Genomic DNA, 24,821 nt, shown 5'->3' with positions numbered 1-24,821 from the left:
AGGGGGGAGAGGGGAAAGGGAACAGATTTGTGTAGTTTTCGAGCCTGAGTTCGCCGCGATATTTCAGGTCGGCGTAGCTCGAAAGAACACCTCGGTCAGTCCCCTCTACCTCCGGGAGAGGGCTAGGGTGAGGGGCAAAAATCCCCCAGACACCGCGCACAAAAGAACAGGAGTCACCGCACCATGAGCCGCGCCCCAGACACATGGATTCTGACCGCCGACTGCCCCAGCGTGCTCGGCACGGTGGACGCGGTGACGCGTTTTCTGTTCGAGCAGGGTTGCTACGTCACCGAGCACCACTCGTTCGATGACCGGCTCTCAGGTCGTTTCTTCATTCGTGTGGAATTCCGTCAACCTGACGGTTTCGACGAGCAGTCCTTCCGCGCCGGCCTCGCCGAGCGTGGTCAGGCGTTCGGCATGGTCTTCGAGCTGACCGCGCCTAACTACCGGCCAAAAGTGGTGATCATGGTCTCCAAGGCCGATCACTGCCTCAACGATTTGCTCTACCGCCAGCGCATCGGCCAGTTGTCGATGGACGTGGCGGCGGTGGTGTCCAACCATCCGGACCTCAAGCCGCTGGCCGACTGGCACCAGATTCCCTACTACCATTTCCCCCTCGACCCCAACGACAAACCGGCGCAGGAGCGTCAGGTGTGGCAGGTGATCGAAGAGTCCGGCGCCGAACTGGTGATCCTCGCCCGCTACATGCAGGTGCTGTCGCCGGAGTTGTGCCGCAAACTCGATGGCAAGGCGATCAACATTCACCACTCGCTGCTGCCGGGGTTCAAGGGCGCCAAGCCGTATCACCAGGCCTACAACAAGGGCGTGAAGCTGGTCGGCGCCACGGCGCATTACATCAACAACGACCTCGATGAAGGGCCGATCATTGCCCAGGGTGTCGAGGCGGTGGATCACAGTCATTACCCGGAGGATCTGATTGCCAAGGGGCGGGATATCGAGGGCCTGACCCTGGCCCGGGCCGTGGGTTATCACATCGAAAGAAGGGTGTTTTTGAACGCCAATCGCACGGTCGTTCTTTAGATCGCTTTCGCGAGCAAGCCCGCTCCCACAAGGGATTTGTGTTGAGGCACAGGTCTCTGTCACACCCAAGATCAACTGTGGGAGCGGGCTTGCTCGCGAAGAGGCCATGACTGACAACGCAAAACCAACAAGCAATAACCCGAGCACTTAACGCGCTGCCTGCCTGGGCAACGCAGTTCCATAAAAACAACAGCGAGGTGAAAGCATGTCTGGCAATCGTGGTGTGGTGTATCTCGGCGCTGGCAAGGTCGAAGTACAGAAAATCGACTATCCGAAAATGCAGGACCCGCGCGGCAGGAAGATTGAGCACGGGGTGATTCTGCGTGTGGTGTCCACCAACATTTGTGGCTCCGACCAGCACATGGTGCGCGGCCGGACCACGGCGCAGACCGGTCTGGTGCTGGGCCACGAAATCACCGGCGAAGTGATCGAAAAGGGTTCCGACGTCGAGAACCTGAAGATCGGCGACCTGGTTTCCGTACCGTTCAACGTGGCTTGCGGGCGCTGCCGTTCCTGCAAGGAGCAACACACCGGCGTCTGTCTGACCGTCAACCCGGCCCGTGCCGGCGGTGCCTACGGTTACGTCGACATGGGCGACTGGACTGGCGGCCAGGCCGAGTACGTGCTGGTGCCGTATGCCGACTTCAACCTGCTGAAACTGCCGGATCGCGACAAGGCCATGGAGAAAATCCGCGACCTGACCTGCCTCTCCGATATCCTCCCGACCGGTTATCACGGCGCAGTGACGGCGGGCGTTGGCCCGGGCAGCACCGTTTACATCGCCGGCGCCGGCCCGGTCGGTCTGGCCGCTGCAGCCTCGGCGCGTCTGCTGGGGGCGGCGGTGGTGATCATCGGCGACGTCAACACCATCCGCCTGGCGCACGCCAAGGCTCAGGGTTTTGAAGTGGTCGACCTGTCCAAGGACACGCCGCTGCACGAACAGATCGCCGCACTGCTGGGCGAGCCGGAAGTCGATTGCGCGGTGGACTGCGTGGGCTTCGAAGCACGCGGCCACGGGCATGACGGGGTGAAAGCCGAAGCACCGGCCACTGTGCTCAACTCGCTGATGGGCGTGGTGCGTGTGGCCGGCAAGATCGGTATCCCGGGCCTGTACGTGACCGAAGATCCGGGCGCGGTCGATGCCGCCGCGAAAATGGGCAGCCTGAGCATCCGCTTTGGTCTGGGCTGGGCCAAATCCCACAGCTTCCACACCGGCCAGACCCCGGTGATGAAGTACAACCGCCAACTGATGCAGGCGATCATGTGGGACCGCATCAACATCGCCGAAGTGGTTGGCGTGCAGGTCATCAGCCTCGATCAGGCGCCGGAAGGTTACGGCGAGTTCGATGCCGGCGTACCGAAGAAGTTTGTGATCGATCCGCATCGGTTGTTCAGTGCGGCGTAAGTAAAAAGGGCGACCCACGGGTCGCCTTTTTTTTAGATCAAAAGATCGCAGCCTTCGGCAGCTCCTACAGGGATCGATGTAGGAGCTGCCGAAGGCTGCGATCTTTTGATTTTTGCAATCAGAGGGCTGCCAAAGCGCCTTGGTACAGCACCGGCCCCGTCGGCTGCCCGGTCGGCGAACCACCTTTCGGCTCCAGACTCACCGCCAGCGCAATCTGCTGGCCGATCAGGACTTTCTGCGCCGCGCTCAACTCGACCTTGCCCTTGCCGCCTGCAGGAATCACCCCCAGTGAAATCGGCTTGCCGTCCGCCGGTATCGCCCACAATTCCAGACTGCGATCAGGCCCGACCGCCGCCAATGTCAGCGGTTCGACCTGCAGATAATCCGCATGCGCCTCGACCTTCAGCGCCGGTTGCGCGTCGGCGCTCAGCAGGGTGGCGTGGTAGCGGGCGTCGTCGCGGTTGTACAGGGAGCCGAGGAACACCAGCACCACGATCGAACAGGCAGCGACGCTGACGCGCAGCCAGTTCCAGAACGGACGTTTTTCCGGGACGTGCAGCACTTGCGGTTCGATCCGTGCGGTGATGCCTTGCCACACCCGATCTGGCACCGGTTGCTCCGGCAGCGTTTCGGTAAGGCTGGCGAGGCTCTCCTGCCACTGCGCCAACTCGCTTCGCAGTGCTGCATCATCCAGCAGCAATTGTTCAAAACGCCGACGCGCCACCGCCGACATCAGGCCAATGGCGTAATCGGCAGCGAGGGCGCGGCGCAAGGCGGGGGTCTGGTAGTTCATGATTCAAGGCACCTGCGCAGACGTTCCATGCCACGACGAATCCACGACTTCACCGAGCCCAGTGGTGCCGCCAGGTGTTCGGCCAGTTCCGAGCAGGAAAGGCCCTGAAAGTAGGCGACGCTGATCGACTGGCGCTGCATGCCGTCGAGGGTGTCGAGGCAACGGTGCAGCGCGCTGGCTTCGCGGCTGCTGTTCAACAGGTCGTGGGCCGAAGGGCCTTCGTCCGGCAGGGTGTCCTGTTCGAAGTCGGTCATCGGCCACTCGCGCTGTTTGCGCAGTTGGTCGATGGCCTGATGGCGGGTGATGTTGATCATCCAGGTCAGCGGCGCCGACAAATGGGCTTCGTAGCGCGAGGCGTTGTTCCAGATGCGCACGAAGCTTTCCTGCAGCACTTCCTCGGCCAGATCCGCCCGGCCCATGAAGCGCAGGGCCACGCCGTGCAGGCGCGGGCCAACGCTGCGATAGAGCGTTTCGAATGCACCGCGGTCGCCCAGTGAGCACTGGGCCAACAGCTGGCGCAACTGATCGTGGTCGGCGATGGAAATGACGGCTCTCCAGGCAATGGGCGGGCGACGAGGGCGCTGCTCGGGCTGTTCACAGGCTAGTTCAGCGACGGCGCTTGTGCCATTCATCTCGGGTTATCCGCGGTTTCACGTTTTATATACGTGGCTATGCTGAAAATGGATGCGTCGGCGAGGAACATGCTGGCTGAAACCCGGTCAAACCGGCAGTTTTGCCGCTCATAGACGGGCGGTTACCACAGCGCAAGAGGATGTCTGAATGAAGATTTTACGCGGTATTGCCTTGGCTTCACTGATGACCCTTGCAGCGAGCCCGGTGTTTGCCGGCTTCAGTCTGGACGATGTGACAAAAGCGGCTGCAAGCATGCAGGGTGGCAACGCTGCCACCGCCGCCGCGCCGACCTCGGAAACCGCCGGTTTGCTGCAAGCCGTTACCGGTCTCGGTGTTACGCCTCAGCAAGCCGTCGGTGGCACCAGCGCCATGCTCGGCCTGGCCAAGAATCAGTTGAGCAGCACCGATTATTCGCAGCTGGCCAAAGAAGTGCCGGGCATCGACAAACTGTCGGGCGGCAGCGGCAACCTGGCGGCGTTGAGTGGTTTGCTGGGTTCGTCGGGCAAGTCGGCCGGGCTGGAAAACGCGCTGGGCAACGTCAAGGACACCAACGACCTGAACAACGCCTTCGGGGCCTTGGGCATGGACAGCGGCATGGTCGGCCAATTTGCCCCGGTGCTGCTCAAGTACCTGGGTGACCAAGGCGTCGGCGGCCCGATTCTGCAGAGTCTCGGCAGCATCTGGGGCGCCGGCACCGGTAGCTGATTCAGCTGCGCTCGCCGCGCAATTCGCTAATGCGCTGATCCTTCTCGGTCCAGAGCTGGTTGACCCAGTTCTGGACCTGCTGACGAAACAGTGGATCGTTTTCGTAATCGCCCTGCGACAACGCCGGGTCTAGTTCGCGGGTCTGGATGTCGACGATGACGCGCGGCACGCTGCCGCTGATCAGATCCCAGAACCCCGGAATCTTTTCCTGTGGATAAACCACAGTCACGTCGAGCAGCGCATCGAGTTGTTCGCCCATCGCCGCCAGAACAAACGCCACACCTCCCGCCTTGGGTTTGAGCAGATGCTTGAACGGTGACTGCTGCTGCGCGCTTTTCGCCGCGGTGTAGCGGGTGCCTTCCAGATAATTCACCACCGTCACCGGCTGGCGTTTGAACAGCTCGCAGGCCTGCTTGGTGATTTCCAGATCCTTGCCCGCCAACTCCGGGTGCTTGGCGAGGAACGCCTTGCTGTAGCGCTTCATGAACGGGTAATCCAGCGCCCACCACGCCAGACCGAGGAACGGTACCCAGATCAGCTCTTTCTTGAGGAAGAACTTGAAGAACGGCGTGCGCCGGTTGAGGGTCTGGATCAGCGCCGGAATGTCGACCCACGACTGGTGGTTGCTGACCACCAGGTACGAGGTGTCACCACGCAGGTCTGCGCCGCCGCGAATATCCCATTGGGTGGGGATGCACAGGCGAAAGATCAGCTTGTCGATTTCGGCCCAGGTCTCGGCAATCCACATCACCGCCCACGAGGCGTAATCGCGCCAGCGCCCCGGCGCGATCAGCTTGAGCAGGGCAAAGACCAGCAACGGCCCGATCAGGATCAGGGTGTTGAGCAACAGCAGCAGGGTGACGAAACAGCCGGTGAGCAGGCGGCGCATAAGCAACTCTATGAAGGCGGATGGGCGCGCCATGATAAGTGGCTTCGGGTGACAGGCCAAATCGATGGTGACGAATGTTTCACTTTTGGCTGGCTATGCTGGAGCTGATTACCGTGTTGGCAGGGCTGGCCTCTTCGCGAGCAAGCCCGCTCCCACAGTGGATCTTCAGTGTGCATGCCATCTCCAACAGATCCCGGATCCCCTGTGGGAGCGGGCTTGCTCGCGAAGGCGGACTCCAGCGAACCAATTGCCCGTCCGCTGTCTAAAATCTCGCGTCTGACGCCCTCATTTTCCAAGGAAGCCCCTTACGTGAAATCCCTCCTTGCACTGTTTGCCCTCGTCGCCCTGCCGGTCATGGCCGCCGAGCCGACCCTGTACGGGCGTTACGAATACATCGCGCTGCCGGAAATCGGTGGTGAGGTGCTCAAGGCCAAGATGGACACCGGCGCGCTGACTGCCTCGCTGTCGGCCAAGGACATCGAGACCTTCACCCGCGATGGCGAAAACTGGGTGCGTTTCCGCCTCGGCACCAAGGACGCCAGCAACAAGGTCTACGAGCACAAGATCGCACGGATCAGCAAGATCAAGAGTCGCTCGGATGAAGAGGACGAGGGTGACAGCACCGAAGTCGCCAAGCGCCCGGTGGTTGATCTGGAACTGTGCCTGGGCAACGTCAAGCGTACCGTTGAGGTCAACCTGACCGACCGCAGCAACTTCAACTACCCGCTGCTGATCGGTGCCAAGGCCTTGCGCGAGTTTGGCGCAGCGGTGAACCCGGCGCGGCGTTTCACCGCCGACAAGCCGGACTGCTAAGTGGTCTCATTGACGTAACGTCAGGCTTGGGGCACCGTTCGCGCACTTAACCCATGGGCTCGGACGCCATGCCTCATATCCTGATTGTCGAAGACGAAGCGGCGATTGCCGACACGCTGATTTTTGCCCTGCAGGGCGAGGGGTTCGCGACCACGTGGCTGAGCCTCGGCGCGGCGGCGCTGGAGTTTCAACGGCAGACCCCGGCTGACTTGATCATTCTCGATATCGGCTTGCCGGACATCAGCGGTTTCGAAACCTGCAAACAGCTGCGGCGCTTCAGTGAAGTGCCGGTGTTGTTTCTCAGTGCCCGGGACGCCGAGATCGATCGGGTGGTGGGGCTGGAGATCGGCGCCGACGATTACGTGGTCAAGCCGTTCAGCCCACGGGAAGTCGCCGCGCGGGTACGGGCGATTCTCAAGCGCATGGTGCCGCGTCCTGCGGTTGAAGCGTCCTCGACGCTGTTTCGCATCGATGCCGAGCGTGTGCAGATCGTCTATCGGGGACAGCCGTTGAGCCTGACCCGTCATGAGTTTCGCCTGTTGCAATGCCTGCTCGAACAACCGCAGCGGGTGTTCAGCCGCGAGCAATTGCTCGATGCGCTGGGCGTGGCGGCGGACGCCGGTTACGAGCGCAGCATCGACAGCCACATCAAAAGCGTGCGCGCCAAATTGCGCCTGGTGCGGGCCGATGCCGAGCCGATCCAGACCCATCGCGGCCTCGGTTACAGCTACAGCCCGGGGCACAGCTGATGTCGTTGGGGCTGCGGATTTTTCTGGTGTATGTGCTGTTTATCGGCCTGACCGGTTACTTCGTGCTCAACACGGTGATGGAAGAAATCCGCCCGGGCGTGCGCCAGTCCACCGAAGAAACCCTGGTCGACACCGCCAACCTGATGGCGGAGATATTGCGTGATGATTTCAAGGCCGGCACGCTCAGCGAGAACCGCTGGCCCGAATTGTTGCGGGCCTACGGCGAGCGTCAACCGCAGGCGACGATCTGGGGCTTGCCGAAAAACCAGGTCAACCACCGCATCTACGTCACCGACGCCAAAGGCATCGTGGTGCTGGATTCCAGCGGCGTGGCGGTCGGGCAGGATTACTCGCGCTGGAACGATGTCTACCTGACTTTGCGTGGTGAGTACGGCGCTCGTTCGAGCCGCAGCGATCCGAATGATGCGAACTCCTCGGTGATGCACGTCGGTGCGCCGATCCGCGACAACGGCCGGATCATCGGCGTGGTTACCGTGGCCAAACCCAACAGCTCATTGCAGCCTTATGTTGATCGTACCGAGCGGCGCTTGCTGTTTTACGGTGCCGGGCTGATCGGCCTCGGTCTGCTGTTCGGCGCTTTGCTGTCGTGGTGGCTGAGCCGCGCGCTGCACCGTTTGACCGGGTATGCGCAGGCGGTGAGCGAAGGCCGGCGAGTGGAAGTACCGCATTACCGTGGCGGCGAACTGAAGCAACTGGCCACAGCGGTGGAGCAGATGCGCACCCAGCTCGAAGGCAAGGCTTACGTCGAACGCTACGTGCACACCCTGACCCATGAATTGAAAAGCCCGCTGGCGGCGATACGCGGTGCGGCGGAATTGCTGCAGGACGAGATGCCAGCGATTCAGCGCCTGCGTTTTGTCGGCAACATCGACAGCGAAAGCGCACGGATGCAGCAGTTGATCGAGCGGCTGTTGAATCTGGCGCAAGTCGAGCAGCGTCAGGGACTGGACGAGCGCGTGGCGGTACCGCTGGCGGCATTGGTTGATGATTTGCTGCGGGCGCAGGCAGCGCGCATCGAAGGCCGGCGGCTCAAGGTCGAGCAGACGATTGCGCCAGATCTGCTGCTGATCGGCGAGCCGTTTCTGTTGCGTCAGGCGTTGGGCAATCTGCTGGAGAATGCGCTGGATTTCACCCCGGTCGCCGGGCTGCTGCGCTTCAGTGCCGAGCGCGTGGGGGAGCAGGTCGAGTTGCGCTTGTTCAACGAAGCGACGGCGATTCCCGAGTACGCTCTGCCGCGCTTGAGTGAACGGTTTTACTCGCTGCCGCGCCCGGACAGTGGGCGCAAGAGCACTGGACTGGGGCTGAACTTTGTTGAGGAAGTGGTGAAGTTGCATGGTGGGTCGATGCATATCCGCAACGTCGAGAGCGGTGTGGAAGTGACATTGCGCTTGTCCTGAAACCGAGTCGCTGCCTTCGCGAGCAAGCCCGCTCCCACAGGGGGGGGGTGTTGAAACACAGGTCTCTGTCACACCAAAGATCAACTGTGGGAGCGGGCTTGCTCGCGAAGGGGCCGGTGCAGTCTCCACACAATCTCCATATTCCCCCCACATTCCCCTCATACATCAACAGCAGACTCTGCCCATCCAAACAGGGAGAGTCCCATGAACAAGAATCTGACCATAAAGCTCGGGGCGATTGCCCTGCTGATCCTGCTGTTGCTGATACCGCTGCTGATGATCGACGGCATCATCGATGATCGCCAGCAACTGCGCGACGGCGTGCTCGAAGACATCGCTCGCAGCTCCAGCTACAGCCAGCAACTGAGCGGGCCGGTGATGGTAGTGCCGTATCGCAAAGTGATTCACAACTGGAAGCTCAACGACAAAACCAACCAGCGCTACGACGAGCCAAGTGAAGAACGCGGTCGGCTGTACTTTCTCCCGGAGCGCTTCGAACTCGACGGCCAGGTGCAGACCGAGCTGCGCAATCGCGGTATTTACGAAGCGCGACTGTTCCATGCCGACAATCGCATCAACGGGCATTTCTCGTTGCCGGCGCAGCTGGGGATCAAGGAAGATTTTGCCGATTACCAGTTCGATGCGCCGTTTCTGGCGGTAGGCATCAGCGATATTCGCGGCATCGAAAACGCGCTGAAACTGGAACTCGATGGCCAGCGTCTGGATTTCGTCCCCGGCACTCAGGTCGGCTGGCTCGGCGAGGGTGTGCGGGTCACGTTGCCAGCACTGGACACTCGCAACGCCACCGAGCTGACCTTCGGTTTCGACCTGCGCCTGCAAGGTACCGGTTCGCTGCAGGTGCTGCCGGTGGGTAAAACCAGCCAAGTCAGCCTCGCTGCCAACTGGCCGCACCCAAGCTTCGTCGGCAACTTCCTGCCGGGCAAACGCGAGATCAGCGACCAGGGTTTCAGCGCCGATTGGCAGACCACGTTTTTCTCCACCAACCTGCAGGAAGCGATGAACCGCTGCGTGCTGGGCAATGACTGCGAGGCGTTCAACGGGCGCAGCTTCGGCGTGAGTTTCATCGATCCGGTGGATCAATATCTGAAGAGCGATCGGGCGATCAAATATGCGCTGTTGTTTATCGTTCTGACGTTCGCCGGTTTCTTCCTGTTTGAAGTGCTCAAAAATCTGGCAGTACACCCGGTGCAATACGCGTTGGTCGGGGTGGCGCTGGCGTTCTTCTACTTGTTGCTGCTGTCGCTGTCGGAGCACATCGGCTTTGCCCTGGCATATCTGTTGTCGGCCAGTGGCTGTGTGTTGCTGATCGGGTTTTATGTCTGCCACGTGCTGCACAGCGTGCGTCACGGTCTGAGTTTCTCCGCGGGATTGGCGGCGTTGTATGGCCTGCTGTATAGCCTGCTGAGCGCCGAGGATTACGCGCTGCTGATGGGCTCGCTGCTGTTGTTCGGCCTGCTCGGGGTGTTCATGGTGCTGACGCGCAAACTCGACTGGTACGGGATCGGGCAGAAGCCGGCCAAGCCGCTGGAATTTGATGTGGGGGCGATGCAATGAGCGGGCTGCGTGAGGATCAGCGCTGGAAGGAAGAGTTGGTGACGCGGATTGTCGGGTTTCTGCCAGTGGGACCGGGCTGGTGCATTCGCGAGCAGGCTCGCTCCCACAGGAGTACGCATTCCAATGTGGGAGCGGGCTTGCTCGCGAAGGGGCCGGATCAGGCGCCGCAGCCTTAAGGCTTGGGCAGGGTGGCGACCATGGACGGTCGCTGGCTCACCTCGAAATACCAGTTGGCCAGTTGCGGATTGGCGCTGCGCCAGTCCAGATCCGGATGGCGCAGATCGATGTAACCCAGTGCGCAGGCGACGCTGATCGCCGCGACGTCGAAATGGCTGGTCAGCTCGGCGATGGCGTCACTTTCCAGATAGGCCAGGGCGCGCCGGATCTTTTCGCGCTGGGCATCGAGCCATTCGTCCCAGTGTTTTTCCGGGGCGCGCAGCACCAGTTCGTAACGCACCATCACCGAGGCATCCATGATCCCGTCGGCCAGCGAGGCCAGGGTCAGGCGCCGCCAGCGGGCTGCGCCTTCGCGGGGGATCAGCGGATTGCCGACGTGTTGCTGGTCGAGGTATTCGAGGATCACGCGGCTGTCATGGATCACGTTACCGTCCGCCAGACGCAGCGCCGGGATCTTGCCCAGCGGGTTGTCGGCGTTGAGCGCGGTGTCCGGGCTGACCGGCGTGAGGACGCAGTCTTGCAGGGCGACGCGATCCTGCTGACCGGTCTCGTGCAACAGCACCATCACTTTGCGCACGAACGGGGAAAGCGTGTTGTGGAACAGGGTCATGCTGGGGGCGGACATTGGCAAACCTCGGTGGTCATCGAAGAGCAGGAGATTAGCCTAGTCAGATACAGAGCGGCTGGCGAGGGATTTGGTGGTGTTCATCAGGCCGCCTTCGCGAGCAGGCCCGCTCCCACATTGGATCTGTTTCGTTCACAAATCCCCTGTGGGAGCGGGCTTGCTCGCGAAGAGGCCTTGTCAGGCGACACGGAAATCACCCGCGTCGCAGCAACCCCTTGATCGCCAGAAATGCCGGAACACCCAACCCGACCCAGCTCAACGCATCCCAGATCCCGTCCCCCAACAGCGCCGAAAACAATCCCGCCGCACTCAGCAGCGCAATCACCAGCGGGGTGCTGAAGACCTTCCAGAAATTGCTCTGACGCGGCTTCATGCAACAGCCTCCGCTGGCAGTGGTTTCGCCGCTTTACGCCGTACCACCCACAGGTACACGCCGCTGCCGAGGACAATGATGGTCAGCACGTCGAGGGTTGCCCAGAGGATCTTCATCGGCATGCCGCCGTAGTCGCCGAAGTGCAGCGGCTGGGACATGCCCATGGCGTCCATGTACCACGGGCGCTCGGCCACAGCGGTGACCTGTAGGGTGCTGGCGTCGATCAGCACCGGCGTCAGCAGGTGCGAGGTCAGATGCGTGCCGCCCTTCATGAACACTGCGTAGTGATGCTCACTGGAAAACCGCGTGCCGGGGAAGGCGATGAAGTCCGGGTTCATCCCCGGCGCCACGTCGCGGGCGATGTCGAGCAGGCGGGTGGCCGGGGCCAGGCGGGTCAGCGGCGGGACATCGCGATAGGGCGCGACCATGGCGGTCAGCGTGTCATTGCGCCACGCGGCGATGAGCAGGTCAGCGCAGGCGCTGATCACTCCGGTAACGCCGACCACCAAGGCCCAAGTCAGGGTGACGACGCCGATCAGGTTGTGCAGGTCGAGCCAGCGCAGGCGGGTGGACTTGTCCTGACGCACGGTGCCGAACTGCAAGCGGCGCATGAACGGCAGGTACAGCACCGTCCCCGAGATGATCGCGACCACGAACAGCAGGCCCATGAACGCCAGCAGCAACTTGCCCGGTAGCCCGGCAAACATGTCGACGTGCAGGCGCAGGATGAACAACATCAGGCCACCGTTGGCCGACGGGGTTTCCAGCGCTTCACCGGTGCGCGCATCGAGCATGAAGGTGTGCGACGAGTTCGGTTCGGTGCCGGCAGTTTTCGCCATGATCGTCAGCACGGCGTTGGGCTCGTCGTCTTCGAAACCGAAGTACTGCACCACTTCGCCGGGGCGATGTTGTTCTGCGGCCTCGACCAGTTGCGCCAGATTCAGGCGCGGCGTGTCGGCGGGCATCTCGCGCACTTGCGGTGCATCACCGAGCAGATGCTCGATCTCGTGATGGAAAATCAGCGGCAGACCGGTCAGTGCCAACATCAGCAAGAACACAGTGCAGATCAGGCTGGTCCAGGTGTGGATGAACGACCAGCGGCGAATTGTTTTACTTTTCATCTCATGACCTTCAAAAACACCGAAGCCGTCCACGGGGGGACGGCCTGGTGACAGAACCTGTTTCAGCTCACGCGCTTACCACTTGTAAGTGGCGCTGGCGACGACGCTGCGCTGGTCACCGTAGTAGCAGTAGTAGCCGTCGCAAGTGGAGATGTAGTCCTTGTCGAACAGGTTGGTGGCGTTAACTGCCAGCGACGCACCTTTGAGGCTGTTGTCCAGGCGGCCGAGGTCGTAATGCACCGAGGCGTCGAACACGGTGTAGGCGTCCGCCTTGCCCAGCCAGGTGTTGGCCTTGTCGCCGTAAGTGTTGCCGGTGTAACGCACGCCACCGCCGATGCCGAAACCGTCGAGTACGCCGCTGTGCCAGGTGTAGTCGGTCCACAGCGAAGCTTGCTGGTTGGGCATCAGTTGCAGGCGATTGCCCTTGTCCACGCCTTTCTGCACTTCGGATTTGGCCAGGGTGTAGGCGGCGATGACTTTCAGGTTATCGGTGACGTCCGAAACCGCTTCCAGCTCCAGGCCTTTGACCTTCACTTCACCGGTCTGGCTGGTGATGGTCACGTTGTTGACGATGCTGTTGACCGCGACGTTCTTCTGGGTCAGGTCATACACCGCAGCGCTGAGCAAGGTTTTGCTGCCCGGCGGCTGGTACTTGATGCCCAGTTCCCATTGCTTGCCTTCGGTCGGCTTGAGCGAACCGGTGGAGGTGGCGTCGGCGCCGCTGGTTGGCTGGAAGGATTCGGCGTACGACAGGTACGGCACGAAGCCTGAGTCGAACACGTAGCTGAGCGCCGCATTGCCACTGAACGCCTTGTCGCGCTGGGTGTTGGTGGCGTCACCCTTGTTGATGAACTGCGTGCTGGTGTGCACCCAGTCTTCACGCCCGCCGAGGGTCAGGCGCCACTGGTCGAGGGCCATCTGGTCTTGTACGTACAGGCCGGTCTGGTAGGTCTTCTGGTCATAGTCATAGAACGCCGAAGAGCGCGGCGGACGGGTGATCGGCTGACCGTAGATCGGGTTGTTGACGTTAATGTCCGGCGCGGTGCCGAAGATCGACGTGTAATTGGTGTTGCTGCGCTGGTGATCCAGACCAAGCAACAGCGTATGGCGGATGTCGCCGGTGGCGAAGTCGGCCTGGAAGTTGTTGTCCACGGCGAACTGGCTGATGTCTTCATCAACGTTGGTGGTGCCGCGCCCGACATTGCCCTGGTCGTCAACCGTATACCCGGCGTACTCCGTGTTGTAGCTGTTGACGGTCACGGTCTGGAACGACAGGTCCGACTTGGTATAGCGCAGGTTCTGCTTGAACTGCCAGACGTCGTTGAGGCGATGCTCGAAGGCATAACCGAGCGCGTAGTAAGTGCGATCGTAGAAGTCGTAGTCCGGATCACCGAGGTTCTTGTGATGGGAAATCTTGCCGAACGGCATGTCGATCTTGGTGCCCTGGATCGGGTAGAACTGGCTGGTGACACCGGTATCGTCGCGGGTGAACTGGGTCAGCAGGGTGAATTTGGTGTCGTCGTCGATGTTCCAGGTCAGGCTCGGTGCGATGTTGTAGCGCTTGTTTTCGATGTGATCGATCTGCGTGTCGCTGTCGCGCACCACACCGCTGATGCCGTACAGAAACTGCCCGGCCTCGTCGATCTTGCCGGTGCTGGCGAAGTTGATCTGACGATGGTTGTCGCTGCCGTACTGCAACTGGATTTCGCTGCTGGCGTCGCTGCTCGGACGCCGGCTGACCATGTCCAGCAGGCCGCCCGGCGGGGTCTGGCCGTAGACGGAAGAGGCCGGGCCGCGCAGCAGCGCGAGGCGGTCGAGGTTCCAGGTTTCAGGCTTTGGGTTGGCGTATACGCCTCTTGGCAGCGGCAGGCCGTCGAGGAACTGAGTCGGCTCGAAACCGCGCACCCGCAGCCAGTCGATACGGGTGTCGCTGCCGTAGCTGCTGGCGGTGATGCCCGGCATATAGCGCACGGCGTCATCGAGACTGTGCACGCTGCGATCGTCCATTTGCTGACGGGTGGCGACGGAGATCGAGCGCGGCGCCTCGACCAGCGCGGTGTCGGTCTTGCTGCCGGCGGCGGTGCGGGTAGCGGTGTAGCCTTCGACCGGGCCCCAAGCCGTTTCCAGGTTTTCCACGCCGATCACTGCGGTTTCCGGCAGCGCCAGTGTCCCTTCCGGCACTGCAACCAAGGTGTAGGTGCCGGTGCTGCTTTGTTCCAGTTGCAGACCGGTGCCTTGCAGCGCCGCGCGCAGAGCACCAGCGGCGTCGTACTGACCGTTGACCGGCGCTGAGGTCTTGCCGGCGGCCAGCGACGGGTTCAGCGACAACGCGAGGCCGCCCTGGCTGGCGATCTGGTTCAGCGTGGTCGACAGCGGCGCCGCCGGCAGGTTGTAGGCGCGCACGCTGGAGGCCTGTTCAGCAGCGAGCAACGGGCTGCTGAGCAGCGGCGCGCTGAGGGCAATGGCGATGGCCAACAGACTGGGGCGCAACAAGGTGTCTAGCGAACGGGACATGCGAAAGCTCCTGAATGGAAATATTTCTCAATTGCCTGTGTGCCGGACGAGAATTGAAAAGTGATAGGGCTGGATGAAAATAATTTCGATTAACTTGGAAAGGGGCGGCCGCTTCGGAATTTTCGAGTGTGGCGGGTGGCCCTATCGCGAGCAGGCTCACTCCTACAGGGGGAACGCATTCCAGTTGTAGGAGTGAGCCTGCTCGCGATAGCTATTTCCCTGACAACGAATTTTTTAAGGCTTGGTATCAGCCTTCGCCACCGTGACCCAATACGGTGTATGCCGCTCGATCTGTACCGGCAGGGTCGGCAGCAGCGCACTCAAGGCCTTGTCGGTGTCGTGCAGCGGGAAACTGCCGGTGATGCGCAGGTCAGCGACTTCCGGCGCGACGCCCAGATATCCGCGGCGATAACGCGCCAGTTCATGCACCAGGTCTGCGAGCCGCGCGTTGTCCACCACCAGCATGCCGCGGGTCCAGGCATCGGCGCCGGGCGTGAGCGCGGCGACCGTGTCGAGGCCGTCATTGCGGATCAGCACTTGCTGGCCTTCGCGCAGGATCTGCTCTTCAGGATGACTTTGCGGATGCGCCGCCACCGCCGACTGCAACACGCTCAAGCGTGTGCCTTGGTCTTCACGCTTGACCAGAAACCGCGTGCCCAACGCGCGCATGCTGCCTTCGCGGGTTTCGACGATGAACGGCCGCGCATCACCATGGCCGGTCTCGACCATGATCTCGCCGGCCTGTAATACGATCAGCCGCTGCCTGGCATCGAAGCGCACATCCACCGCGCTGTGGGTGTTGAGGTTGAGCACGGTGCCATCGGCCAGCCGCACCGTGCGCTGCTCGCCGGTGGCGGTGCGTTGATCGGCGAGCCAGTAATCCAACGGCAGATATCGATCACCGGCAAACAGCGCCAGACCGATCACCGCCACCACGCTGGCCAATCCGCTGCCGAGTTTGCGCACACGGCGTCGAATGCCTTCGCGCGATTGCAGCAAGGCCGCGCGGGCCGGGCCATTGGCGACGCTGAAGCGCTGATCGAGCATGCCTAGCTGGCGCCAGGCGCGGGCGTGTTCTTCATGTGCCGCATGCCACTTGGCGAACTCCTCGCGCTCCAGCGGACTGCCGGAATCCAGCGACAACTGCCAGGCAATCGCCGCGTCCAGCACCTGGGCCGAGACCGGTTTGGAGCTGGCCGGATTCATGTCGGCTCACCGTACAGGGCGATGTAGCACTGGCGAATGCCTTGCGCGAGATACTGCCGCACGCGCGGCACTGAGACTCCAAGCTTTTCGGCGATTTCGCCATGGCTGAGGCCGTCGAGGCGGTTATAAAGGAAAGCAGCGCGGGCCTTGGTCGACAGTTTACCGAGCAGGCGGTCGATGGCCTTGAGGTCTTCGAGGATCAGTTGCTGTTCTTCCACCGAAGGTTGTTCGCCTTCGGGGATCAGCATCAATTCAGTGAGGTAGGCCTGTTCCAGCGCGGCGCGGCGGAAGTAATCGAACAACAGGCCCTTGGCGATCGCCACCAAAAACGCCCGAGGCTCACGCGGCGTCAGCAGTTGCTCGCGACCGAGCAGCCGCACGAAGGTGTCCTGGCTCAGGTCTTCGGCCCGCTGCGGGCACGCCACGTTGCGCCGCAACCAGCTCAGCAGCCAACCGCGATGGTCGCGATACAACGCACCGACGAGTTCACTGTGAGGGCTTGGGACTGACGACACCAGACGCACCGATTGGGAAATGTTAACCAACGAGAATTGTTCGCGATTCTCGCAGAGGTGGGAATGGTTAGCAATTGGCCACTGGTCGGGTGGTATCAGGAAGACCGCATCATCGTTCTTCGCGAGCAAGCCCGCTCCCACAGGGGAATGCATGCCAGTGTGGGAGCGGGCTTGCTCGCGAAGAGGCCAGTACCGGCACCGAAGATCTAGAAGGAAGGCGCCTGCTGACGGCGTTTCCACTGACTCAAGCGCTGTTGCAGGTTCAACGGACTATGAATCTGCTGCTGCCGCGCGCGGCTGAACAGGATCAACGCCAATTCCGCCGTGGCCAGCGCATCGGCACTCGCGTTGTGCCGCTCGAACACCTCAAGCTTGAACCAGTCGATCCACTCATCCAGCCCGGCCTCGCGGATATTCGCCTGCGGGCACAACAGCGGCGCCATGTCCGCGACATCCAGAAACACATTCTGCAACTTGTAGCCCAGGTGTTCCTTCAATGCGCGTCCGAGCATGTGTTGATCGAAGGGCGCATGAAACGCCAGCACCGGGCTGTCACCGATGAACGCCATCAACTCCAGCAACGCCTCGGCCGGGTCGCTGCCGGCGGCAATCGCATTCGGCCCCAGGCCATGAATCAATACGCTGGGGCTGAGCTTCAGCTCCCGACATTGCAGGGTGCGCTCGAACTGCTGACTGAAGTCGATTGCGCCGTCTTCGATCACCACCGCGCCGATCGACAGCACGCGATCCTTGTTCAGGTTCAGCCCGGTGGTTTCCAGATCGAGCACCACCCAGCGCTGTTCGCGCAGGCTGCATTCTTTCAGTTCGCCGATGGTTGGCAGTTGTGCCAGACGTTGTTGCAGGTCTGCCGACAGCAGAGGGCTGGCCGGCCGCAGCCACGAGAACAGGCTCATAGCTGATACCGCAGGGCCAGGCTGCTTTGCAGGCGCTGGGCCTGGCGCAGGGATTCACGCAGAATGCGCCGATCCAGATGATTGAGGCTGTCGGGATCGACCCGGTTCGACCAGGGCAGATTCTCACGGGTCTGGATCTGGTGCTGCTGCATGCGCGTCTGCTGGATGAAGTGATACGCCTCTTCATACGCCGCGCCATCGAGCCGTTCGATGACTTCTTTTTCCACCAGCTGACGCAAGCGCTCCAGAGTGTTGTTGGTTTCGATGCCATGCGCCAGCGCCAACAGGCGTGCGCCGTCGACGAAGGGCGTCAGGCCCTGAACCTTGAGGTCGAGAGTGGCTTTCTCGCCGTTCTTGCGCGCCAGCACAAATTCGCGGAAACGCCCCACGGGCGGACGATTGCGCAGCGCGTTCTCGGCCAGCATGCGCTGGAACAAACGGTTGTCGCCGACCTGATCGAGAATCCCCCGGCGCAGTTGCGCGCAACCGTTCTCGTCGCCCCAGACCACCCGCAGATCGAAATAAATGCTCGATCCCAGCAGGTTCTCCGGCGTCGCCTCGCGAATGAACGCTGCAAAGCGCCGCGCCCATTCCGCCCGCGACAGGCACAGCTCCGGGTTACCGGCCATGATGTTGCCCTTGCACAGGCTGAAGCCGCACTGCGCCAGGCTCTGGTTGATCTGCTGGGCCAGTGGCAGCAGCTTGCCGCGAATCTCCGCCGCGTGTGCCGCGTCCCGCGCCTCGAACAGAATGCCGTTGTCCTGATCGGTGTGCAGCGTCTGTTCGCGCCGGCCCTCGCTGCCGAAACACAGCCAGCTGAACGGCACGCCGGGGTCGCCTCTTTCGGCGAGGGTCAGTTCGATCACCCGGCACACAGTGTGGTCGTTGAGCAGGGTGATAATGTGGGTGATCTGCGTCGAAGACGCACCGTGAGCGAGCATGCGTTCGACCAGTTGGCCGATCTCGCCGCGCAGGCTCACCAGTTGTTCGAGGCGCTGGGCACTGCGAATGGTGCGGGCCAGGTGCACCAGATCGACCCGTTGCAGCGAGAACAGATCGCGCTCGGAAACCACGCCGCACAGGCGCTGATCCTTGACCAGACAGACGTGGGCGATGTGCCGTTCGGTCATGGCAATCGCCGCGTCGAAAGCGCTGTGATCCGGCGACAGAAAAAACGGCGAACAGGTCATGTGGCGCTCGATGGTTTCGCTGAAATCACCGCTGCCATTGGCGACCACTTCGCGCAAATCACGCAGGGTGAAAATCCCCAGCGGCGCCTTGTGTTCATCCACCGCGACGATGCTGCCGACCTGTTGCTCGTGCATCAGCTTCACCGCTTCGCGCAACGGCGTGTCGGGGCTGCAAGTCACCGGATGGCGCATCGCCAATTCGCCGAGGCGGGTGTTCAGCGAATACTGGGTGCCGAGGGTTTCCACGGCTTTCTGCTGGACTTGCTGGTTGACCTGATCGAGCAGGCTGCTGACCCCGCGCAAAGCGAAATCGCGGAAGCTGTTGGACAGAGCGAACAGCTTGATGAACGCCGGTTTGTTCAGTTGCAGGCAGAAGGTATCTTCGCTGGCCAGATGTTCGGTACGGGTCGCCCGTTCGCCAATTAGCGCCGCCAGCGGGAAGCATTCGCCGGTGGTGATCTCGAAGGTGGTTTCGGTGCCAGGCCGGGTGATGTGCTGGCGTTCGCCGACCACTCGGCCCTGTTTGACGATGTAGAAATATTCGACCGGCCCGTCGGCGGGCTTGATGATGCTTTCGCCCTGGCCATAGAAGCGCAGCTGACATTGTTCCACCAGAAAAGCCAGGTGGGCGTGTTCCATCTGATTGAAGGGCGGGAAGCGCTGGAGGAATTGCAGAGTGCCCTGAATGTTCTGCAACACCGCGGTTTTCCCTGCCTGGGTGAAGGCGTCCGCTTTACTCATAACCATTACCGCAGTCTTTTTCGAATTGTTGTTGTCGGATCGTTGCAGCCATGGTCGGCCCCTGCGCGCGGGGTGCCCATTGGACGTAAGTCTAGGTTTGGGCTGCCGCTCGGCACATTTAGGAAGTGCCCTACAAAAACAGTCGGAAATTCCTCCGCCAGCCACTTGGAAAAAAATCCGACGAAGTGCACATTGAAGCTCTGCTTAGCGATGTCTGACGACTGTGCCAGGTGACTGAATTGAAAACGTAGAGAATGCCATGTCCGACCACGATATTTTGAGCGACGCCGAGCGTGAAGCGCTCAGCGCTGTAATGCTCGAACCCGACTTGCCGCCGCAACGTGTACTGATCGTCGATGACGACAAGGACGCCCGGGAGCTGTTGTCGGAGATTCTCGCGTTGGACGGTATTCGTTGCATGACTGCGGCCAGCGGTGAAGCCGCACTGAAGATGCTCGCGGAAAAACCCTCGATTGGCCTGGTGATCACGGATCTGCGCATGGGCAACGTCGATGGCCTGGACTTGATCCGCCAGGTACGCGAATCGGTGCGGGCGGCGTTGCCGATCATCATTGTTTCCGGCGATGCCGATGTGAAGGACGCCATCGCGGCGATGCATTTGAGCGTGGTGGATTTTCTGCTCAAGCCGATTGATACGGTGAAGCTGCTGGGCCTGGTCAAACACGAATTGGGCATAGAACCCTAAGAGCCCTCACCCTAACCCTCTCCTAAGGGGAGAAGGGACTGACCGAGTTGAATATTCGAGGTACACCGACTTGAAATTCCTCAGTCGAACTCCGGTTTTGAAATGCAAAAAGATCGACTCCCTTTCCCCCTCTACCCCTTGGGGGAGAGGGCTGGGGTGAGGGGGACCGGTCTAAAGTCCTCCACAAATCACCTCCCAAACCGCACAAACAAAAAAGCCCTGATCTCTCGATCAGGGCTTTTTCACATCAGCGCAAACTTACAGGCCGTTGGCCTTCTTGAACTCGCGACGACGACGGTGCAGCACCGGCTCGGTGTAGCCGTTCGGCTGTTTGGTGCCTTCGATCACCAGTTCGACTGCCGCCTGGAAGGCGATGTTGCTGTCGAAGTTCGGTGCCAGCGGACGGTACAGCGGGTCATTGGCGTTCTGCCGATCGACCACCGGCGCCATGCGCTTGAGGCTTTCCATCACTTGTGCTTCGGTGACGATACCGTGGCGCAGCCAGTTGGCGATGTGCTGGCTGGAGATGCGCAGCGTTGCACGGTCTTCCATCAGGCCGACGTCATTGATGTCCGGCACCTTCGAGCAACCCACGCCCTGGTCGATCCAGCGCACCACGTAACCGAGAATGCCCTGGGCGTTGTTGTCCAGTTCGTTCTTGATCTGCTCCGGGGTCCAGCTCGGGTTGACTGCCAGCGGGATGGTCAGGATGTCGTCTACCGAAGCACGGGCACGCTTGGCCAGTTCGGCCTGACGGGCGAACACGTCGACCTTGTGGTAATGCAGCGCGTGCAGCGCAGCCGCAGTCGGCGACGGCACCCAGGCGGTGTTGGCACCGGCCAGCGGGTGCGCGATTTTCTGTTCGAGCATCGCCGCCATCAGGTCAGGCATCGCCCACATGCCTTTACCGATTTGTGCACGACCTTGCAGGCCGGTGCTCAGACCGATATCGACGTTCCAGTTCTCGTAGGCGCCGATCCACTTCTCGGCCTTCATGTCGGCCTTGCGCACCATCGGGCCAGCTTCCATGGAGGTGTGGATTTCGTCGCCGGTACGGTCGAGGAAGCCGGTGTTGATGAACACCACGCGCTCGCTGGCAGCCTTGATGCAGGCTTTGAGGTTGACCGTGGTGCGGCGCTCCTCGTCCATGATCCCGACTTTCAGGGTGTTGCGCTTGAGGCCCAGCACATCTTCGATGCGACCGAACAACTCGTTGGTGAACGCCGCTTCTTCCGGGCCGTGCATCTTCGGTTTGACGATGTAGACCGAGCCGGTGCGGGTGTTCTTGCGCGAGGTGTTGCCGTTGAGGTTGTGCATCGCCGCCAGGCAGGTCACCAGACCGTCGAGGATGCCTTCCGGCACTTCATTGCCGTGTTTGTCGAGGATCGCGTCGATGGTCATCAGGTGACCGACGTTACGCACGAACAGCAGCGAGCGACCGTGCAGGGTCAGTTCACTGCCATCGACCTTGGTGTAGGTGCGATCCGGGTTCATGGTGCGGGTGAAGGTCTGGCCGCCCTTGGCGACTTCTTCGGACAGGTCGCCCTTCATCAGGCCGAGCCAGTTGCGGTAGATCACCACTTTGTCGTCGGCATCGACGGCAGCCACGGAGTCTTCGCAGTCCATGATGGTGGTCAGTGCCGCTTCCATCAGGATGTCTTTGACGCCGGCAGCATCGGTCTGGCCGACCGGGGTGCTGGCGTCGATCTGGATTTCGAAATGCAGGCCGTGGTTCTTCAGCAGTATCGCGATCGGCGCTTCTGCCGAACCCTGGAAGCCGATCAGTTGAGCATCGTCACGCAGGCCGGTGTTGCTGCCGCCCTTGAGGGTGACCAGCAGTTTGCCGTCAACGATCTTGTAAGCCGTCGAATCGACGTGGGAGCCAGCGGCCAGGGGCGCCGCTTCGTCGAGGAACGCACGGGCGAAGGCGATGACTTTGTCGCCACGCACCTTGTTGTAGCCTTTGCCTTTTTCTGCGCCACCGTCTTCGCTGATCGCGTCGGTGCCGTAGAGGGCGTCGTACAGCGAACCCCAGCGCGCGTTCGAGGCGTTGAGGGCGAAGCGGGCGTTCATCACCGGAACCACGAGTTGCGGGCCGGCGGTACGGGCGATTTCATCATCGACATTTTGCGTCGTTGCCTGGAAATCAGCCGCTTCTGGCAGCAGATAACCGATTTCTTGCAGGAAGGCTTTGTAGGCCACGGCGTCGTGCGCCTGACCAGCACGCTCCTGATGCCAGGCATCAAGACGAGCCTGGAAGTCATCGCGTTTGGCGAGTAGGGCTTTGTTCTTCGGCGCCAGGTCATGAATGACCTTGTCGGCACCTTCCCAGAATTTTTCGGCGGTGAGGCCGGTACCGGGAATGGCTTCGTTGTTCACGAAGTCGAACAGGACTTTGGCGACCTGCAGGCCACCGACTTGAACGTGTTCAGTCATTGCTTGCCTCACTCTGCTCAGCTATTTCGCTTTTCAGCTCTTCAATTTTGACAATGAAGCCTCTGGCCATTTAAACCACAAACCTTCCGACCAGTACATGCCATTGCTGGCGGCTGGGCTGGGACCAATCAACGGCTTGGGGGCCTTGCTGACGGGGCTTTCAGGGTTGCGAACATGCCTTGGGCAGACATCGATCCAGCGTTATGTAGTGCGCGCCGAGGCATACTACATGATGCGTTGCGCTTGTGAAAATCAGACTAATAACGTCGTTCTGCGACCTCATGACGCATTGCGGTCACGTCGCGGAACGGGATGTTCTCAAAAAACCATCGGATTGTTCCAGCTAAATATAAAAAGTTGTACACATAAATACTGTGTGGCTTCCATTCAGCTTCGATGAGCCCGCGTTTGTGGCGAGGGAGCTTGCTCCCGCTCGGGTGCGAAGCATCCGCGAAAGATATTACTGACTGAAGAGGGCGTCCTGCGGCCGCCAGCGGGAGCAAGCTCCCTCGCCACAAGTGTTGTTCACTTGAGCATGGCGGCTGAATGTCGGTGCTTGCCTATACTTGCCTTTCTATAACAAAAGTCATGACAAGAGGGCGGCGCCATGGACCATCTCGTACTCACTGTGTTTGCTCCGGACAAGCCCGGGCAGGTCGAGCGCATCGCCCAATGCATCGCCGAACATGGCGGCAACTGGCTGGAAAGCCGCATGTCACGGATGGCCGGGCAGTTCGCCGGGATTCTGCGGGTGGGCGTACCGGCGGAGGCTTACGACGAATTAGTCGATTCCTTACAAGCGCTGTCGGCTCATGGCATTCGCGTGCTGATTGCCGAGAGCGGCATCGAGCAGTCCTGCACCTGGAAACCGATCGCCATGGAGTTGGTCGGCAATGACCGACCGGGCATCGTGCGCGACATCACCCGTTTGCTCAGCGAGCAGGGGGTGAACCTCGAACGGTTGGTGACCGAAGTGCGCCCGGCGCCGATGAGCAGCGAGCCGCTGTTCCACGCCGAAGCGATTCTGGCGGTGCCGCTGACCTTGTCGCTGGATGTGCTGCAATCGCGTCTGGAAACCCTGGCCGATGATCTGATGGTCGAACTGGTGTTACGCACAGAAGTTTAATCGCTGCCCGGGTTATCCAGTTTTTACATGCACCTGCCTGTGGATAACCTGTAGAGACCGGGCGCAACGCCACGTCGGCCGTGGCTTGCAGCATGCTGATCAAAAAATCGCCAACATTCAGTGACTTGCGCACAAACGGCGGGGATCACGCTGTGGATAACCTTGGGAAGGAACGTTGCAGGCCACGAGAACCGTGGCCTGCGAAGCTTTGTGCGTTTTTTGATCAGCTGCGCCGACGCAAACTGATCACCGCATCGACGCTGTAAACGGCCAGACCGGCCCAAATGAAGATGAACGCGATCAGCGTGCTCGACGACAAATGCTCACCAAACAGCAGCACCGCCTGCAGCAGCACCAGGGTTGGCGCGGTGTACTGGAGGAAACCGATGGTGGTGTAGGGCAGATGACGGGTGGCAGCGTTGAAACACACCAGCGGGATGAGCGTCACCGGCCCCGCCGCGACCAGCCACCAGGCTTGCGAGGTGGTCCAGAACTCGGGTTGTGCGCTGGTGGCAGTCTGGTTGAACAGCAGCCAGGCCACGGCAATTGGCACCAGCATCCAGGTTTCCACCACCAGCCCCGGCAAGGCCTTGACCGGCGCCTGTTTGCGGATCAAACCGTAGAAGCCGAAGGTCAGCGCCAGCACCAGCGATACCCACGGCAGACTGCCGACCTGCCACACCTGCTGCGCCACGCCGACGGCTGCCAGCCCCACCGCAATCCACTGCATGCGCCGCAGGCGTTCGCCGAGAATCAGCATCCCCAACAGCACGTTCACCAGCGGGTTGATGTAGTAACCGAGGCTCGCTTCGAGCATGCGCCCGTTGTTCACCGACCATACGTAGGTCAGCCAGTTGGCCGCGATCAGGGTGCCGCTCAGGGCGAGGATCGCCAGACGCTTGGGGTTGTCGAGCAACTCGCGCAACCAGCCCGGATGCTTCCACACCATCAGCAACAGCGCACCGAACAGTGCCGACCACAACACGCGGTGAATGATGATCTCGACAGCGGGGACTTCGGCGATGGCTTTGAAGTAGATCGGGAACAGGCCCCAGATGATGTAGGCACTCAGGCCCAGAATGTACCCGCGACGCGGGTTGGCGGCTTGCATGCAGAATCCTTGCTTAGGCAGCTGACAAAGCAGGGATTGTAAGGA

At 61.3% G+C, this 24,821-nt stretch carries 22 protein-coding genes; 9 read left to right on the top strand and 13 right to left on the bottom strand.

The window, feature by feature from the left end; translation table 11 throughout:
* Positions 1-183 precede the first annotated feature (183 nt).
* Both purU and fdhA read left to right on the top strand, forming a co-directional pair.
* A complete protein-coding gene (gene purU, locus AC3WMV_RS18810; protein WP_003228959.1) occupies positions 184-1,041 on the top strand; it encodes a formyltetrahydrofolate deformylase in 858 nt (285 codons plus the stop codon).
* A gap of 205 nt (positions 1,042-1,246) precedes the next feature.
* Positions 1,247-2,446, top strand: coding sequence for a formaldehyde dehydrogenase, glutathione-independent (fdhA, locus tag AC3WMV_RS18805; protein WP_027610665.1), 1,200 nt, complete (start codon positions 1,247-1,249; stop codon positions 2,444-2,446).
* Between the two features lie 118 nt (positions 2,447-2,564).
* Here the strand turns inward: fdhA and AC3WMV_RS18800 are convergent, their stop codons facing one another.
* Both AC3WMV_RS18800 and AC3WMV_RS18795 read right to left on the bottom strand, forming a co-directional pair.
* Positions 2,565-3,239, bottom strand: a complete 675-nt coding sequence (locus tag AC3WMV_RS18800; RefSeq protein ID WP_103368847.1) for an anti-sigma factor — start codon at positions 3,237-3,239, stop codon at positions 2,565-2,567.
* A complete protein-coding gene (locus AC3WMV_RS18795) occupies positions 3,236-3,871 on the bottom strand; it encodes an RNA polymerase sigma factor (RefSeq protein WP_103368848.1) in 636 nt (211 codons plus the stop codon). Before AC3WMV_RS18795 ends, AC3WMV_RS18800 begins: the two co-directional genes overlap by 4 nt.
* 148 nt (positions 3,872-4,019) lie before the next feature.
* Between AC3WMV_RS18795 and AC3WMV_RS18790 the strand changes: the two genes are divergently transcribed.
* The gene (locus AC3WMV_RS18790; protein WP_103368849.1) at positions 4,020-4,577 is read left to right on the top strand and encodes a DUF2780 domain-containing protein; all 558 of its coding nucleotides are present in this window, start codon (positions 4,020-4,022) and stop codon (positions 4,575-4,577) included.
* 1 nt (position 4,578) lies between these two features.
* Here the strand turns inward: AC3WMV_RS18790 and yihG are convergent, their stop codons facing one another.
* On the bottom strand, positions 4,579-5,466 hold the full coding sequence (gene yihG, locus AC3WMV_RS18785) for a 1-acylglycerol-3-phosphate O-acyltransferase, YihG family (RefSeq protein WP_103368850.1): 888 nt from the start codon (positions 5,464-5,466) through the stop codon (positions 4,579-4,581).
* Positions 5,467-5,775: 309 nt separating this feature from the next.
* Between yihG and rloA2 the strand changes: the two genes are divergently transcribed.
* From rloA2 to creD, 4 genes are all read left to right on the top strand, one after another.
* Positions 5,776-6,279, top strand: coding sequence for a retropepsin-like aspartic peptidase RloA2 (rloA2, locus tag AC3WMV_RS18780; protein ID WP_041069928.1), 504 nt, complete (start codon positions 5,776-5,778; stop codon positions 6,277-6,279).
* Positions 6,280-6,347: 68 nt separating this feature from the next.
* Positions 6,348-7,028, top strand: coding sequence for a two-component system response regulator CreB (gene creB / locus AC3WMV_RS18775; protein ID WP_103368862.1), 681 nt, complete (start codon positions 6,348-6,350; stop codon positions 7,026-7,028).
* Positions 7,028-8,446 (top strand): two-component system sensor histidine kinase CreC, encoded by a 1,419-nt coding sequence (gene creC / locus AC3WMV_RS18770; protein WP_027610671.1) that lies wholly within the window; start codon positions 7,028-7,030, stop codon positions 8,444-8,446. The genes creB and creC overlap by 1 nt, the downstream gene beginning before the upstream one ends.
* Positions 8,447-8,650: 204 nt before the next feature.
* Positions 8,651-10,021 (top strand): cell envelope integrity protein CreD, encoded by a 1,371-nt coding sequence (gene creD / locus AC3WMV_RS18765; RefSeq protein ID WP_103368852.1) that lies wholly within the window; start codon positions 8,651-8,653, stop codon positions 10,019-10,021.
* Between the two features lie 172 nt (positions 10,022-10,193).
* Here creD and AC3WMV_RS18760 read toward each other — a convergent pair whose 3' ends face one another.
* The 8 genes from AC3WMV_RS18760 to AC3WMV_RS18725 all read right to left on the bottom strand — a co-directional run bounded on the left by AC3WMV_RS18760 (position 10,194) and on the right by AC3WMV_RS18725 (position 19,397).
* Positions 10,194-10,823 carry a glutathione S-transferase gene (locus tag AC3WMV_RS18760; protein ID WP_103368853.1) on the bottom strand — a complete coding sequence of 210 codons (630 nt, stop codon included), beginning with the start codon at positions 10,821-10,823 and terminating at the stop codon, positions 10,194-10,196.
* Positions 10,824-11,016: 193 nt separating this feature from the next.
* Positions 11,017-11,196 carry a hypothetical protein gene (locus AC3WMV_RS18755; RefSeq protein ID WP_027610674.1) on the bottom strand — a complete coding sequence of 60 codons (180 nt, stop codon included), beginning with the start codon at positions 11,194-11,196 and terminating at the stop codon, positions 11,017-11,019.
* Positions 11,193-12,317, bottom strand: coding sequence for a PepSY-associated TM helix domain-containing protein (locus tag AC3WMV_RS18750; protein ID WP_103368854.1), 1,125 nt, complete (start codon positions 12,315-12,317; stop codon positions 11,193-11,195). Before AC3WMV_RS18750 ends, AC3WMV_RS18755 begins: the two co-directional genes overlap by 4 nt.
* Positions 12,318-12,392: 75 nt before the next feature.
* Positions 12,393-14,831 (bottom strand): TonB-dependent siderophore receptor, encoded by a 2,439-nt coding sequence (locus AC3WMV_RS18745; protein WP_103368855.1) that lies wholly within the window; start codon positions 14,829-14,831, stop codon positions 12,393-12,395.
* 234 nt (positions 14,832-15,065) lie between these two features.
* Positions 15,066-16,037, bottom strand: coding sequence for a FecR domain-containing protein (locus AC3WMV_RS18740; protein WP_103368856.1), 972 nt, complete (start codon positions 16,035-16,037; stop codon positions 15,066-15,068).
* The gene (locus AC3WMV_RS18735; RefSeq protein WP_095137807.1) at positions 16,034-16,552 is read right to left on the bottom strand and encodes an RNA polymerase sigma factor; all 519 of its coding nucleotides are present in this window, start codon (positions 16,550-16,552) and stop codon (positions 16,034-16,036) included. Before AC3WMV_RS18735 ends, AC3WMV_RS18740 begins: the two co-directional genes overlap by 4 nt.
* A gap of 206 nt (positions 16,553-16,758) precedes the next feature.
* On the bottom strand, positions 16,759-17,466 hold the full coding sequence (locus AC3WMV_RS18730; protein WP_103368857.1) for a 3'-5' exonuclease: 708 nt from the start codon (positions 17,464-17,466) through the stop codon (positions 16,759-16,761).
* On the bottom strand, positions 17,463-19,397 hold the full coding sequence (locus AC3WMV_RS18725; protein WP_305887136.1) for a putative nucleotidyltransferase substrate binding domain-containing protein: 1,935 nt from the start codon (positions 19,395-19,397) through the stop codon (positions 17,463-17,465). The genes AC3WMV_RS18730 and AC3WMV_RS18725 overlap by 4 nt, the downstream gene beginning before the upstream one ends.
* A 259-nt stretch (positions 19,398-19,656) precedes the next feature.
* On the opposite strand from AC3WMV_RS18725, the gene AC3WMV_RS18720 reads away from it, so the two are divergent.
* Positions 19,657-20,103 carry a response regulator gene (locus tag AC3WMV_RS18720; protein ID WP_027610681.1) on the top strand — a complete coding sequence of 149 codons (447 nt, stop codon included), beginning with the start codon at positions 19,657-19,659 and terminating at the stop codon, positions 20,101-20,103.
* A gap of 258 nt (positions 20,104-20,361) precedes the next feature.
* On the opposite strand, the gene AC3WMV_RS18715 is transcribed toward AC3WMV_RS18720, so the two are convergent.
* Positions 20,362-22,539 carry a malate synthase G gene (locus AC3WMV_RS18715; RefSeq protein ID WP_103368858.1) on the bottom strand — a complete coding sequence of 726 codons (2,178 nt, stop codon included), beginning with the start codon at positions 22,537-22,539 and terminating at the stop codon, positions 20,362-20,364.
* A 607-nt stretch (positions 22,540-23,146) separates the two neighbouring features.
* Between AC3WMV_RS18715 and AC3WMV_RS18710 the strand changes: the two genes are divergently transcribed.
* Positions 23,147-23,665: a glycine cleavage system transcriptional repressor gene (locus AC3WMV_RS18710; RefSeq protein ID WP_103368859.1), complete on the top strand. Its 519-nt coding sequence runs from the start codon at positions 23,147-23,149 to the stop codon at positions 23,663-23,665.
* Between the two features lie 223 nt (positions 23,666-23,888).
* On the opposite strand, the gene rarD is transcribed toward AC3WMV_RS18710, so the two are convergent.
* Positions 23,889-24,776: an EamA family transporter RarD gene (rarD, locus tag AC3WMV_RS18705; RefSeq protein ID WP_095137447.1), complete on the bottom strand. Its 888-nt coding sequence runs from the start codon at positions 24,774-24,776 to the stop codon at positions 23,889-23,891.
* Positions 24,777-24,821: the final 45 nt, after the last annotated feature.

The sequence above is a fragment of the Pseudomonas sp. FW305-3-2-15-E-TSA4 genome, from assembly GCF_058787295.1.
The sequence above is the reverse complement of the archived record's forward strand: the minus strand, read 5'-3'. Positions and strand labels throughout refer to the sequence as shown.